The 14,215-nt window shown below is 70.8% G+C and carries 12 protein-coding genes; 6 read left to right on the top strand and 6 right to left on the bottom strand.

The window, feature by feature from the left end; all coding sequences use genetic code 11:
• Positions 1-46: 46 nt before the first annotated feature.
• Genes AC1DWC_RS11105 through AC1DWC_RS11090 form a run of 4 tightly spaced genes read right to left on the bottom strand, consistent with a single transcriptional unit; the run spans position 47 to position 5,212 of the window.
• The gene (locus AC1DWC_RS11105; protein WP_477908083.1) at positions 47-2,092 is read right to left on the bottom strand and encodes a 5-oxoprolinase/urea amidolyase family protein; all 2,046 of its coding nucleotides are present in this window, start codon (positions 2,090-2,092) and stop codon (positions 47-49) included.
• Positions 2,092-2,757 (bottom strand): urea amidolyase associated protein UAAP2, encoded by a 666-nt coding sequence (locus AC1DWC_RS11100; protein WP_477907995.1) that lies wholly within the window; start codon positions 2,755-2,757, stop codon positions 2,092-2,094. Before AC1DWC_RS11100 ends, AC1DWC_RS11105 begins: the two co-directional genes overlap by 1 nt.
• On the bottom strand, positions 2,754-3,620 hold the full coding sequence (locus AC1DWC_RS11095) for an urea amidolyase associated protein UAAP1 (RefSeq protein ID WP_477908081.1): 867 nt from the start codon (positions 3,618-3,620) through the stop codon (positions 2,754-2,756). Before AC1DWC_RS11095 ends, AC1DWC_RS11100 begins: the two co-directional genes overlap by 4 nt.
• A 59-nt stretch (positions 3,621-3,679) precedes the next feature.
• On the bottom strand, positions 3,680-5,212 hold the full coding sequence (locus AC1DWC_RS11090; RefSeq protein ID WP_477907993.1) for an amino acid permease: 1,533 nt from the start codon (positions 5,210-5,212) through the stop codon (positions 3,680-3,682).
• Between the two features lie 194 nt (positions 5,213-5,406).
• Between AC1DWC_RS11090 and AC1DWC_RS11085 the strand changes: the two genes are divergently transcribed.
• Together AC1DWC_RS11085 and AC1DWC_RS11080 are read left to right on the top strand one after the other, a co-directional pair.
• A complete protein-coding gene (locus AC1DWC_RS11085) occupies positions 5,407-6,849 on the top strand; it encodes a putative nucleotidyltransferase substrate binding domain-containing protein (protein ID WP_477907991.1) in 1,443 nt (480 codons plus the stop codon).
• Positions 6,846-7,694, top strand: coding sequence for a Fic/DOC family protein (locus AC1DWC_RS11080; RefSeq protein WP_477907989.1), 849 nt, complete (start codon positions 6,846-6,848; stop codon positions 7,692-7,694). Before AC1DWC_RS11085 ends, AC1DWC_RS11080 begins: the two co-directional genes overlap by 4 nt.
• A 135-nt stretch (positions 7,695-7,829) precedes the next feature.
• Here AC1DWC_RS11080 and AC1DWC_RS11075 read toward each other — a convergent pair whose 3' ends face one another.
• Complete coding sequence (locus tag AC1DWC_RS11075) at positions 7,830-8,528, bottom strand: hypothetical protein (RefSeq protein ID WP_477907987.1); 699 nt, start codon at positions 8,526-8,528, stop codon at positions 7,830-7,832.
• Between the two features lie 16 nt (positions 8,529-8,544).
• Positions 8,545-9,210, bottom strand: coding sequence for an ArsR/SmtB family transcription factor (locus AC1DWC_RS11070; RefSeq protein ID WP_477907985.1), 666 nt, complete (start codon positions 9,208-9,210; stop codon positions 8,545-8,547).
• A 90-nt stretch (positions 9,211-9,300) separates the two neighbouring features.
• Between AC1DWC_RS11070 and AC1DWC_RS11065 the strand changes: the two genes are divergently transcribed.
• The 4 genes from AC1DWC_RS11065 (at position 9,301) to AC1DWC_RS11050 (ending at position 14,194) form a co-directional block, all read left to right on the top strand.
• A complete protein-coding gene (locus AC1DWC_RS11065; RefSeq protein WP_477907983.1) occupies positions 9,301-9,810 on the top strand; it encodes a hypothetical protein in 510 nt (169 codons plus the stop codon).
• Between the two features lie 25 nt (positions 9,811-9,835).
• On the top strand, positions 9,836-11,197 hold the full coding sequence (locus AC1DWC_RS11060) for an MBL fold metallo-hydrolase (RefSeq protein WP_477907981.1): 1,362 nt from the start codon (positions 9,836-9,838) through the stop codon (positions 11,195-11,197).
• Positions 11,194-12,471 (top strand): MFS transporter, encoded by a 1,278-nt coding sequence (locus tag AC1DWC_RS11055; RefSeq protein WP_477907979.1) that lies wholly within the window; start codon positions 11,194-11,196, stop codon positions 12,469-12,471. Before AC1DWC_RS11060 ends, AC1DWC_RS11055 begins: the two co-directional genes overlap by 4 nt.
• Before the next feature lie 346 nt (positions 12,472-12,817).
• Positions 12,818-14,194, top strand: a complete 1,377-nt coding sequence (locus tag AC1DWC_RS11050) for an MBL fold metallo-hydrolase (protein WP_477907977.1) — start codon at positions 12,818-12,820, stop codon at positions 14,192-14,194.
• The last annotated feature ends 21 nt before the right edge of the window (positions 14,195-14,215 follow it).

The following is a 14,215-nucleotide window of genomic DNA, read 5'->3' as shown; positions in this document are numbered from 1 at the left end:
AGGCATTCACCCCGCTCGCGCAAGCCGGACATTTCGCCCCGCACCGTCAGGCCGCCACCTCACCAGGAGCGCTCGACGACGGGGTGCGGGCGAACTCCCCTGCCGCCGACCAGGCCTCGCGCTCGGCGCCGAACGCCGCGGCCTGGTCGGCGCGGAACCCGGCGATCGACTCGGCGTTCTCGCCGACGAACCGTTCGTGCTCGGCCAGCGAGAAGGTGCCGTCGGTGATCTGGACGCCGCCGGGCCCGCCCGCCGCGGTCTCGGCGCGCAGTTCGAGCAACTCGTCGGGTTCGACCGGGTACCAGGAGATCCGGTCGAAGAAGCGCAGCAGCCACGGCGTGCCGTCCTCGAACGGAGCCGACCGCTCCGGGTGCCGGTGGTTCCACACCTGGGTGGTGCGGCCGACGAACTGGTAGCCGCCCGGCCCCTCCATCCCGTAGATGCACAGGTAGGCCCCGCCGATCCCGACCGCGTTCTCGGGCGTCCAGGTGCGCGCCGGGTTGTACTTGGTGGTCACCAGGCGGTGCCGCGGGTCGAGCGGCGTGGCGACCGGCGCGCCCAGGTAGACGTCGCCGAGGCCGAGCACCAGGTACTGCGCGCCGAACACGGTGTCGAACACGTCGGCCACCGAGACCAGTCCGTTCATCCGCCTGATGAACTCGATGTTCCAGGGGCACCACGGGGCGTCCGCGCGCACGCCGTTCATGTACCGCTTGATGGCCTCGCGGGTGGACGGGTCGTCCCAGGACAGTGGCATCCGGACCTCCCTGCTGGGCACCACCAGCTCCGACAGGTCCGGCAGCTGGTCCTCTGCCTCGGCCAGCAGGCCCATCAGTTTGGGCACCGGCAGCACGTCGGGGTCGACGCGCACCTGCAGGGACCGGATCCCGGGCGTCAGGTCCAGCAGGCCGGCGGGCTTCTCGGCGTCGAGCCGTTGGTGCAGGGCGTGTGCCCGGGCCCGCAGCGCCAGGTCGAGGGTCATGTCGCCGTACTCGACGAGCACGTTGTCGTCGCCGGAGCGCCGGTAGGTGACGGCGGTGGCGCCGTCGCGGCGGGCCATCACCCCGTCGTCGCCGTCGCCGCCCGCCCCGAACACGGCGGGCAGGCTGGCCCGCCGGCCCAGTCCCAGTTGGCGTTTCGAGGCGGCGCGCTCCGCGCGGATCGGCACGAATCGGACCGTGTCGCCGGGGCTGAGCTGGCCGAGCTTCCAGCGTTCGGCCGAGACCACGGTGACCGGGCAGACGAACCCGCCGAGGCTCGGGCCGTCGGGGCCCAGCAGGATCGGGGTGTCCCCGGTGAAGTCGAGGGCGCCGACGGAGTAGGCGTTGTCGTGGATGTTCGACGGGTGCAGGCCGGCCTCGCCGCCGTCGCCGCGGGCCCAGTCCGGCTGCGGCCCGACCAGTCGGACGCCGGTGCGGTCGGAGTTGAAGTGCACCTGGTAGTCGGTCCGGTACAGGGTGTCGATGTCCTTGCGGGTGAAGAACTCCGGCGCCCCGTGCGGGCCCTCGGTGACGGCGATCTCCCAGCGTCCGCCGATGACCGGGCGGTGTTCCATCGGAACCGGTTGCGCGGCACCGGGGTTCGTATGCCCCTCGCCGCAGCGCAGGATGTCACCCTCGCGCAGCGTCCGGCCCTCGTGGCCGCCGAACCTGCCGAGCGTGAACGTCGCACCGCTGCCGAGGTAGTCGGGCACGGTGAGGCCGCCGCGCACCAGCACGTAGATCCGCAGGCCGGGCCCGGACGCCGCGCCCACGTCCAGGACCCCGCCCGCCGGCACCTCCACCGGTGCCCACGACCGCACCGGCAGTCCGTCGACCCGGACGCTCGCGGGGGCGCCGGTGACGCAGACGGTGGTGGCCTCGTCGAATCGCAGGGCGGGGCCGGCCATCGCGCACTCGAGTCCGGCGGCGCCCTCGTCGTTGCCGAGCGCGACGTTGCCGAGCCGGAACGACAGGTCGTCCATCGGACCCGACGGCGGCACCCCGATCTGCCAGTAGCCGACGCGGCCGGGCCAGTCCTGGACGGTGGTGAGCATGCCCGGACGCTGGACGGTGACGGTGTTGCAGCGGCCGTCTCCGCCGGCGGGGATCATCACGACGCCTCCGGCCGGGTGACGATCATCCGCACCTCGGTGGGGTCGAATCCGTTGCAGGGGTTGTTGACCTGCGGGCAGTTCGACACCAGGACCAGGGTGTCGACCTCCGCCCGCACCGCCAGTCGCTTGCCGGGCGCGGACAGCCCGTCCACGATGCCGAGGGTGCCGTCCGCGTCCACCGGCACGTTCATGAAGAAGTTGATGTTGGAGACCAGGTCCCGCTTGCCCAGGCCCCACTTGGCGCCCTCGATCAGGAAGTTCTCCACGCATGCGTGCTGGTGCCGGGTGTGGTGCCCGTACCGCAGCGTGTTCGACTCCTGCGAGCAGGCGCCGCCGACGGTGTCGTGGCTGCCCACCTCGTCCGCGACCAGGGTCATCAGGGCGGTGCCGTCGTCGGACCGCAGCACGCTGCCGGTGGTGAGGAACAGGTTGCGCTGCGCCGCAACCGTGGCCGCGGCACTGTAGCGGACGGTGTGGTCGGCGGCGGCGTAGAACAGGGTGTCGACGGCCTGGTTGCCGTGCAGGTCGACGATCGTCAGGACGTCGCCGGACCGGACGACCGCGGACCAGGGCCCGCGGGCGCCGACGATCTCGTCGAGCACCACCTCCCCTGGAACCAGGGCGAGCGAACCGGGTACGGGAACGGTACGGGTGGAGGTCATTTGGCGTCCTTTCCGAACTGCGGTGCGGCGGCGTTCCAGGCGTCCTCGGTGTTGAGGACGGCCCGCTGGTACTCCGGGTCGTCCCCCGCCCCGGCGCCGGCGACCACGGCGCCGAGGTCCTCGGGGGCGGCCCAGGCGAGCACCTCGAGCGAGGTGGTCGGGTAGGTCGGTGCGGGGTCGAGCGGGTGCGCGGTGTTCGCGATCAGCACGATCACCGGCAGGTGGACCAGCAGTTCGAGTTCCGTTCCGGCCCCGGCGGTCCCGACGCTGGTGAGTGCGCCGTCGGACTCCACCCGTACGCCGTGGAAGAAGGTGAGCACCGGCGGCAGGTCGCGGGCGGTCAGGCCGTGCCTGGCGGCCGCGAGGGTGAGCAGTTCACGGCCCGCGGGTGCGCCCGAATGCGCGCTGCCCTCGCCGTACTTCGCGGTGTTGGCGGCCAGCGACGTGGTGCCGCAGAAGGCGTCGTGCCGGCCGGAGGTGTCGGCGACGACGGTGGCGAGCACCCGGCCGGCGTCGGAGAGCAACGGGTGTCCGGCGCCGAGGTAGGCCTGCCACGGCACCTTGACGGTGTCGGCGACGTTCAGTCGTTCGTGGGTCGCGTCGGCGCGGTAGAGCAGCAGGTTCGCGCACGCGGCGCCGTCGAGATCGCGCAGCCGGAGCCGGGTTCCGCGGGCCAGCACCTTGGAGGTGTACCGGCCGCCGGGCACGGTTTCCGCCCAGGTGAGCCGGTCGACGGCGACGCCGGCGGGCGGGTTCGGCCAGGCGGACGCGGGCAGCACCGGCATCGAGTCGGTGATCGTCCCGGCCTGCGCGCGGGCGTGGTCGCGGGCGGCGGCGGTGGTGGCGGTGTCGTTGACCGCGATGTCGTCGACGGCGGTGTCGTTGACGGCGACGGTGTTCGCTGTGCTGGTGGTGGACACTGTCAGGCTCCAATCGTGACGGGGTTCGGGACGGCCTTGCCGCGCGGGTAGCAGAGCGCTCCGACGACCATCACCGCGACGACGGTCAGCGGGCCGGCCCACTGCAGGACGGGGTACTCCCCCGTGGGGTTGAAGATCTCGGCGCGCGGCCAGGCGAGGTTGACCACCATCGCGACGCCGTAGGCGACGGCGGCGATGTTGACCGGGAGCGCCCACCTGCCGAGCGAGAACAGCGGCTTCCCTTCGGAGTCCACCTGCGGTCCGCCGTTCGGCCAGCCCTTCAGCCGCCGCACCAGCAGCGGAACTGTGACCAGCAGGTAGGCCAGGTAGATCAGGATGATGCAGACACTCGACAGGGTCGCGAAGATCGCCGAGTTGCCGACGTTGACGGCGAGGACCGCGATGCACAGCAGCCCGATGAGCACGGACGGCGCGATCGGGGTTCCGGTGCGCGGGTTGACCTTCGAGAGCGTCGCCGAGGCGGGGAGCCGGCCGTCGCGGGCCATCGAGAACATCAGCCGCGACGCCGCGGTCTGGATCGCCAGGGTGCAGACGAACACCGCGATCGCGACGTCGATCAGCAGCAGCGTCCCCCACGGCGAGGACAGGATCGAGTTCAGCACGTACGGAAGGCCTTCGGTGGCGAGCCGGCCGTCGGTCAGGCTGGGCGCGGCCATCAGCGCCCCGACGATCATCAGGCCGCCGCCGAGGGCGGACACCGACAGCGCGAGACGGATCGTGCGGGGTGCCACGCGGCGCGGGTTGCGAGTCTCCTCGGCGAGTTCGCCGGCGGATCCGAACCCGACCATCACGTAGGCGGCCATCAGTCCGGAGACGATCCAGGCCCAGATGTAACCGGGCTGCCCGCCGGCCGCACCGGTGTCGAACACCACCTCGGGCCCGCGCTGGGCGTGGGTGAAGAACATGCCGATCACCGCGATGACACCGACGATCTCGCAGGTGACGCCGATGTTGTTGATCCGCGACATCCAGTTGACGCCGATGCAGTTGATGACGGTGGTCAGCACCAGCAGCACCGAGCCGAGGAGCACCGCGTTGGCCGCCCCGGACGACGACAGAAGCGACGGGTCGTCGCCGATGACCTGGAAGCCGCTCCACACGTTCGGCAGCACAACCTGCAGGGCGATGGCGGCGGCGGAGGCGGTGACGATCTGCGCGAGGATCATGAACCAGCCGGCGAACCAGCCGATCACCTCCCCCGCCATCCGCCGCGACCACTGGTAGATCGCGCCCGAGATCGGGTACCGCGCCGCGAGTTCGGCGAAGCACAGCGCGACCATGAACTGGCCGAGGAACACCACCGGCCAGGTCCAGAAGAACGCCGGCCCGGCGAAACCGAAGCCCAGACCGAACAGCTGGAAGATCGTGGTCAGGATCGAGACGAACGAGAATCCGGCGGCGAACGAGGCGAACTTGCCGAGCGAGCGGTGCAACTGCTGCTCGTACCCGAACTCCGCGAGTTCGTCGGAATCCGGATGACTCTGGTCCTTCGGCTGTGATGCGACGGTCGTCATGTGCTCTCCCGGGTGGCGGAGTATCTGTCGGTTGACAGTTTTTCCGCCGCCCGTTCCCCACGGGTGTCCCCCCGGTTTCGCGATGTAGCCATTGCGTTGCGGCTCAATGTCATCCGTTACGTCGACATTGCGGCTTCCTCACCGCCTCCCCCGGCAGGCTTGCGGCGCCGGCCAGCCCTGCGAGGATGGGCCCCATGACCGAAGCCGGTGCACCGCGCGTCGCTCCGCTCGTCGTTCGTGACCCGGCGATGCGTCCGGCCGGCGAGCTCCTGCGCGGGCCCGCCCTCACCTGCGCGCCCGAGACGTCGGCGCGCGAGGCCGCCGAACTGATGACCCGCGCCGGCCGACGCTGCGTCCTGATTCCCCTGGCCGAGGGCGCGCACGGGATCTTCACCGACGGCGACCTGCGCCGGAAGGTGGTGGCCGCCGGGCTGACCACCGCCACCCCGGTGTCGGCGGCGATGACCGCCCCGGTCCGCACCGTGCCCGCCGACCGGCTCGGCGCGGACGTGCTGATGGACATGCTCGAACTCGGCGTCCGGCACATGCCGGTGCGGTCGGCCTCCGGCGCACTGCTCGGTGTGCTCGAGGACGTGGACCTGCTCGCCACCGCGACCCGCAGCGGTTTCCTGCTCCGCGGCGAGGTCGCGCGGGCGGCCGACCCGGACGCACTGGTCGCGGCCGCCGCCCGCGTCCCGGACCTGGTGCTGGGGCTGTGGCGGGCGCGGGTGGCCCCGCTGGACGTCAGCGCGATCCTGTCGGTGATCGTCGACGCGGCCGCGGCCCGGGCGCTGCAGCTCGTGACCGCGGACCGCGACGGCGGCGGGGCGCTGTTCGCCTGGCTCTCGCTCGGCAGCGTCGCGCGCCGCGAGGCCATGCCCGGCTCCGACGTGGACAGCGCGCTGGCCTGGGCCGACGAGGACCCTGATGCCTGCGCCGAGGACCTGATGGCGATCGCCGCACGCGTGCACGACCTGCTGGACCGCTGCCGCTTCCCGTCCGACGACAAGGGCGCCGTCGCCGCGCGGCCCAGGTTCGCCCGGTCGAGTGGTGGGTGGCTGCGCGCCACGGACGGTTGGATCGCCGATCCGTACCAGGACAAGGGGATCGTGATGATCTCGCTGCTGGCCGACAGCCGCGTGGTGTGGGGCGCGGATCGACTCGGCCTCGCCGCCGGTGTCGCGGAGCGGGCCCGGGCGAACCCCCAGGCGCTGCGACTGCTCCTGCGGGAGGCCGTCGAGGACAAGGCCCGGATCCATTCGCTGCGCCAGATCCTGACCCGGCGAACCGAGACCGTGGACCTGAAGTCGCAGGGCGTGATGCCGATCGTCAACGTCGCGCGCTGGGCGGGCCTGGCCACCGGGTCCGACGCGGGGTCCACGACCGCACGGCTGCAGGCCGCGTCGGGCAGCGGACTGCTTCCCGACGACGACGCCCGGGTGCTGGCCGAGTCCTTCGACGTGCTGCAACAGATCCGGCTGCGGCACCAGTGCGAACAGCTCGAGCAGGGGTTGCCGGTCACCGACGAGCTGGCCATCGCCACGCTGACCCCGCTCTACCGCAGCCTGCTGGCGAACGCGGTCCGGGAGGTCGCGGGCGTGCAGCGCAAGCTCGCGTACGCGGGACCGGCGACATGACCGCGCCGGTGGCGCCGCGTCCCGCGGCCCGGTGGCCGGAGCTGTTCGCGGACCTCACCGACGGCCAGACGCACGCGGTCGAGCAGACCGTCGCCGCGGAGCGGCTCGAGGGCTGGCGGCCCCGGCGTGAGCACGTCGCCGACCTGGTGGCGTTGGCCACCGGCGACGGCAGCCACGCCGACCGCCTGGCCCGCTGGCGGTCGGAGGCCGCCGCGCTCCCCGTCGCCGGACGCCGCCGCCTCGCCCTGCCGCGTCCGTACCTGGTGACCGGGACGTCGGTGCTGCGCAACAACTTCGGTTTCCGCGACGGCGGACAGCTGCGCGAGGTCGAGTTCCCCGCGACCGCCGCCCGGCTGCTGCAGGCCCACCTGGCGGCGGCGACGCCGGTGCGCTCGGTGGATGCCGAGCACATTCTGCGCCTCCACGGGCAGGTGTTCGGCGACGTGTTCGGCTGGGCCGGGCAGACCCGGTTCGTGGACCTGTCGAAGAACGGCGACGCCTTCGCGCCGGTGGCCGCGATCGGCCGCTACCTGCGGGAAGTCGAGATCGCCGTCGCGGTGACCGACTGGCCCCGCGTCGACCGGGGCCGCCTGGCCTACGCGCTCGCCGCGGTCTACGCGACCTACAACCACGCGCACCCCTTCCGCGAGGGCAACGGCCGCACCGGCACCCTGCTGCTACACCAACTCGCCGCGTCCACCGGGTTCCGTCTGGACCTCTCCGACGTCACGGCCACGGAATGGGTTGCCGCCTCCCGGGACTCGGCCCCGTTCCGCCGGACCGGCGCACCGTCGCCTCGGCCGTTGATCCCGCTGCTGCGGCGTGCGTTGGTGTCGCGACGTTAGCTGAACGTCAGCGCGCCGCCGGCCGGCGATCTGGAGGCGCTCCTTGCCGAACTGGACAGAGCCGCGGACGGCTTGTACCGTGCCCATCGCGCCAGGCAGGTTGTCGTGGATCCAGATCAGGCGAGCCGACTGACGTCAGGTGGCGTTGTAGGGCTCGAAATACGCCTCACCCACGACGAACATCCCCCGTTGCGGTAGCCAGAAGTCTCCGAAGCGAGCCTGCTCGGGCAGCGGCCCGGGCGGTCCGAGGTCGACGCCGTCGATCGTTGCGCGGCTCCGGTCGATGTTCCACAGCATCCGAGGATTGGCCCGGAACCGCTGACCGTTCGCGGTTGTGCCGGTCAGCCCCACCCGCCCGACACCCAATGCGGGTCCGGCGATACGCGCCATCGCGGACAGCACAGCCGTGGTGCGCCACAGCGCCCCCGGCATCAGCCTGCCCAGGCTCGTCATCGCGGCCGTCGCGGCGGACCTGCCCAGCTGGAGGTCCCACACGAGTGCGTCGTCCACCGTCACCGTAAACGCGAACGGGCCCGTCCACGTCACCGCGATCTCCGCCGTTCGTGCCTCCCCGACCGCCGAGCCGAAGTATCTGGCGCAGCTGGCCTCGGGTGCGTTGCTGCTGTGAATGACCCAGATTCCTGCCGGGTCTCGATGCCACACCGAGTCGTACCCGACGCCGATGGAGCTGGCCGGGAAGTGTCGCATCGCGAGGTAGTGACCGCTCGCGAATGGCGCCCCCATCACGCCGTAGCCCGCGAACCGTTCCACTCCGTCGTCGCCCGGCGGGATCGTGCGCGTGCGTTCAGCAACAGATCGTGGGTTGTTGTGCATCGTCCGACCTCCTAACTCATCCTCGTTCGACGTCGAGTCCAGCGTTCCGCCATTCAGGTAGACCGTCCTCGAGGCGAGCGGCCGCGATGCCGTGCCGGCTCATCTCCCGCACGGCCTCGTCGGCGTAGGCACAGAACGGACCGCGGCAGTACGCGACTACCCCGACGTCGCGTGGCAGCTCGTCGAGTCGCTGGCGGAGTTCGGCCAGCGGAACCGACCGAGCGCCACGAATGTGCCCGGCGTGGAACTCGGCCTCCGGTCGCACATCCAAGACGAGGACGTCGCCGATGCCCAGTCGCCGGACCAGGTCGTCGCGGCTGATCTGCTCGAGGTCCGTTCTATCCCCGAGGTAGGCCTCGGCGAGAGCCTTGACCTCCGCGACGTGGTCGACGGCGACATCGCGCAATACCGTCCACAGCTCGACCACCCGGGGTCCCGCCACCGAATACACCACGCGATTCCCGTTGCGCCTCGACCGGGTGAGCCCCGAACGGGAGAGCTGACGCAGGTGCTGCGAGGTGTTGGCGACACTCTGTCCGATCTCGAGCGCGACCTCCTCGACAGAGCGCTCACCCTGCGCGAGCACGTCGATGATCTCGGCGCGCCTGCCGCTGCCCAGCGCCTTGGCAACGACAGCGAACCCGTCGTACAGCGCGTCCTTCGCGGCTCGATGATCTGTCACGATCTCGCACCCTCCTCATACCTGGTCTTGACAGAATATCGCTTCCATTCAATAATTCAAGTGATTTCTTGATTCGCTCTGGAGGACGTCATGTCCACTACGAAGACAACTCACGGTTCGACGGCCAAGGCCCCCTCGCAGCTACGTATCGGTGCATCACTGATGGCGATTGCCGGCATCGCCTTCGTCGGCTATGCGGCCGTGTTCCTGATCCGCAACTTCACCGGCTCGTACCTCGAACTGGGGATCGGACCGCACGAGGTGAGCGTGGACCGGGACCAGATCGAGGCCTTCAGTCCCTCCCTCGCGGAGTATGTTTCCCACTTGCACATCGCGGTGGCCGGGTTCATCGCCGCCACCGGGCTCGCCGTCGCGGCACTGTCCTGGTTCGGCGTCCGGCGCCGTGAGCTGTGGGCGTGGGTCACCGCCGTCGCGGCACCGGTCGTCGGGCTCGCGATCGCACTGCCCGCCCACTATCCCCACCACTTCGACACTCTCGGCCACCTCGGCCCGATCTACCTGGCGACCACAATCTTTGTCGTCGGTGCGATCCTGGCCCTGCCGGGTGTCCTCTCCCAACACGATCACGAGGCGAGATGAACAGGGCATCGACGAGGGGTGCGTAATGGCAGCCGTCGAACTTGTGCCGATCATCGACGAAGGGCTCGGCAACTCCGCCTACCTCGTCGATCTGGGAGACGGGCGCGCCCTGGTCGTCGACGTCAGCCGGGACCTACGCCCCGTGCACGCCGCCGCGGCGCAGCGGGGGCTGACGGTGGCGTTCGCCGCCGACACGCACCTGCACGCCGACTTCCTCTCCGGCGCACACCAACTCGGCGCGACACTCGGAACGCAGATCCTGGCCTCCGCCGCAGGACATCGGGAATTCGCCCACACCGGACTGCACGACGGCGACGAAGTCGACCTCGGCGGGCTGCGGCTGCGCGCCTGGAGCACCCCCGGCCACACCCACGAACACCTCTCGTTCCTGCTGCTCGACGGCGACCGCGAGGTCGGCGTGTTCACCGGCGGATCACTGCTGGTCGGCTCCGCCGCTCGCACCGATCTCGTCTCGCCCGACCGCACCGAGGCCCTGGCCCGCGAACAGTTCACGTCCCTGCACCGCCTCGCCACGCTACCCGGCGACGTCGCGGTCTGGCCCACCCACGGCGCCGGGTCGTTCTGCTCCGCACCACCGGGCGCGGAGCGCACCAGCACCATCGCCACCGAGATCGCCACCAACCCGTTGCTCGGCGTCCCGGACGAGGACGCCTTCGTCGCCACGCTGCTCGGGTCGCTCGGCAGCTACCCGCCCTACTTCCTGCGCCTGGGCGAGCTGAACCGACTCGGCCCCGCCCTGCTCGATCACGCGCCCGCCCTGCCCTCGCTGGACGTGGACGCGGTGCGGCACCATCTCGGCGACGGCGCGGCGCTGGTCGACGTGCGGCCCTTGGACCGCTTCGCCGCCGCCCACATCCCCGGCGCACTCTCGATCCCACTGCGGCCGGTGTTCGCCAGCTGGCTGGGCTGGCTCGCCCCCGTCGATCGGCCCCTCATCATCGTCCGCGACCCCGATCAGGACGCCGACGACATCGTGTGGCAGGCAGCCAAGATCGGCTACGACAACCTTGTCGGCGAGCTCGCCGGCGGCATCGACGCCTGGACCGCCGCCGAGCGGGAGGTCGCGTCGACCCGCGTCGTCGGCCCCGACCAGCTCGAGAACGTGCGGGTCCTCGACATCCGTCAACGACCCGAATACCTCTCCGGGCACCTCCCCGGCGCATTCCACATCGAACTCGGTGCCGTAGCCGAGCGCGCCGGCGAACTCTCCGAGGAGCCGACGGTGGTGATGTGCGGCCACGGCGAACGCGCGATGGGCGCGGCCAGCCTGCTCGAACAAGCCGGCCACCGCCGGCTCGCCGTGCTCGAGGGCGGACCGGACGACTGGGCCCGCGCCACCGGCCGCCGCCTGGAGACTGGGGCGTGAGCACCACCGATACCCGCCCGCTTCAGCTCGGACTGGGCCCCAACATCGCCCAGTTCACCCTGCTCGTTGCGGTGAACGCCCTCGTCGGCGGAATGCTCGGCCAGGAACGGACCGTGCTGCCGCTGCTCGGCGAGCAGGTGTTCGGCCTGCGCGCTTACACCGCCGGGCTCTCATTCATCCTCGTCTTCGGTGTCGCCAAGGCCGCCACCAACTACTTCGCGGGGACCCTCTCCGACCGGTTCGGCCGCAAACCGGTGCTCGTGACGGGCTGGCTCGTCGCGATCCCCGTCCCGCTGATGCTGATCTGGGCACCGTCGTGGTCGTGGGTCATCGTCGCAAACGTGCTGCTCGGCATCAGCCAGGGACTGACCTGGTCCACCACCGTGGTGATGAAGATCGACCTCGTCGGCCCCGCCCGCCGCGGCCTCGCGATGGGCCTGAACGAGGCCGCCGGGTACGGCGCGGTCGCGGTCACCGCCCTGGCCACCGGTAGTCTGGCCGAGTCCTACGGGCTGCGCCCGGCACCGTTCCTGCTCGGCATCGCGTTCGCCGCGCTCGGGCTCGGCCTGTCAACTCTCGCCGTTCGCGAGACCCGCGAACACGCCCGCCTCGAGGCCGCCGGGCACGTCGCACGCGAAGACGGCCGCCACGACCACCTCCACTCCGACCTCACCGATCGTGAAGTGTTCACCCAGACGAGCTTCCGCGAGCCGGCGCTGTCGTCGGCGAGCCAGGCCGGACTGGTCAACAACCTCAACGACGGCCTCGCCTGGGGACTGTTCCCGATCCTGTTCGCCGCCGCAGGACTGTCCGTCGGAAAGATCGGCCTGCTGGCAGCGTTGTACCCGGCGGTGTGGGGAGCCGGTCAGCTGATCACCGGCGCGCTCTCGGACAGGTGGGGGCGAAAGTGGATGATCGCCTCCGGAATGTGGCTCCAGGCCACAGCTTTGGGACTGATCGCGCTCGGCGATGCGTTCGCGGTGTGGGCGGTAGCCGCGGTGATGCTCGGCGCCGGGACCGCACTGGTCTACCCGACGTTGCTTGCCGCGATCGGCGACGTCGCGCACCCGGCCTGGCGGGCGCGGGCGGTCGGGACCTACCGGCTCTGGCGCGACGGCGGCTTCGCGGTCGGCGCACTGCTCGCCGGCATCGTTGCCGATGCGCTCGGCGTCCGTGCCGCCGTCTGGACCGTCGCGGCCCTCACCGCGGTATCCGGTGCCGTGGTGGCGGTCCGGATGTACGAAACCCACACTCCCGCACCACGACAAACCTGACAGTCAGCGAGATCACGATCCCGGAAGGCGGCATGTCCGACGCCGCAGATGCACGGTTTCTGGGATGTCGCCCGCGAGGCGCACATCGAATGCGCGGAGCCCGCCGCCACCGTCTCGAAGCCAACCCGGCTGGCTCGGCACCCATTTTCCTTGCCGGTCGGACGTCCGACCGCTTGCCGCTTCCTCGGCGCGCCGCTCGACATCCTCCCTCGACGCACCACAGTCAACCCATGTCCGATACCCCATGGGGTACTTGACATACCCATGGGGGTATATGGCACCCTGTATTCATCACCCCCGCTGACCCGGGCAAGCAAGGATGCCGAGAAGTAGGAAGGTTGTCCCGATGATCCTCGAGCAGTACTACATCGAGTGCCTCTCGCACGCGTCGTACCTCGTCGGCGACGAGAGCACCGGCCGCGCCGTCGTGGTCGACCCGCGTCGCGACATCACCGAGTACCTCTCGGACGCCGCTCGACACGGCCTGACCATCGAGGGCGTCGTCAACACGCACTTCCATGCGGACTTCGTCTCCGGACACCTCGAACTGGTCGAGGCAACCGGCGCCTGGATCGGCTTCGGCGAGGCCGCGGACACCGACTACCCGATCGTCCGACTGCGCCACGGCGAGCACCTGACCCTGGGAGACGTGGACATCGAGATCCTCTCCACACCCGGCCACACATGGGAGTCGATCAGTCTGCTGGTCCGCGAGAACCGCGATGCCGAGCCGGCCGCCGTGCTGACCGGCGACTCGCTGTTCATCGGCGATGTCGGCCGCCCCGACCTGGCCAATCTCGGTGGCGGCAGCAACACCGACCTCGCTCGGGCGATGTACCGCACAATCCACGAGACGCTGCTTTCCTTGCCCGACACGGTGACCGTCATGCCGGCCCACGGGGCGGGGTCGTCCTGCGGCAAGAACCTCTCGTCCGAGCTGACGTCCACCATCGGCGAACAGCGACGCACCAACCCGTCGGTGCAGCCGATGAGCGAAGCGGCGTTCGTCGCCCTGATCACCGACGGCCAGCCTGCGGTGCCGGGGTACTTCGCCGCCGACGTGGCCCTGAACAAGTCGAATCGGGCCCTACTCGACCCGGATCGGCGCATCCCTGAGCTGTCCGCGGAAGACCTGCGGGCCGAGATGACCAGCGGCACCCGCGTTCTCGACGCCCGCACCCCCGACGCCTTCGCTGCCGGCCATCTGCGCGGCTCGGTCAACGTCGGATTCGACGGCCGGTTCGCCGAGACCGGCGGCATGGTCGCCGACATCGGCGAGCGCATCGTGCTCGTCACCTACCCCGGCGAGGAACAGGAGGCGGCAATGCGCCTGGCGCGCATCGGGTCCGACAACGCCGTCGGCTATCTCACCGTCGACGCCGCCTTCCCTGACGCACTCACCGACCTGGTCCACACCGGGCCGCGCACCACGGCCGTCGAGCTCGAGGAACTCCTCGACGCCGACGCCGTCACGCTGATCGACATCCGCAACCCCGGTGAACGCGACTTCGGCGTCATCGACGGTGCCCGGTCGATCCCCCTCGCGCAGCTGCGATCCCACCTCGCGGACCTGCCGCGGAACAAGCCCATCGTCGTCCACTGCGCCGGCGGCTGGCGCTCGTCGGTCGCCGCATCAATGTTGCGTGCCGACGGCCTCGAGAAGGTCAGCGACCTGGTCGGCGGCTACGCCGCCTGGACCGAACGCGCCGCCGTCTCCGCCTGATCCACAAACTATCGAAAGGAC

The sequence above is a fragment of the Rhodococcus sp. P4_C10 genome, assembly GCF_056402135.1.
Note: the sequence above shows the minus strand (reverse complement) of the source record. Positions and strands in the feature narration are given on the sequence as shown.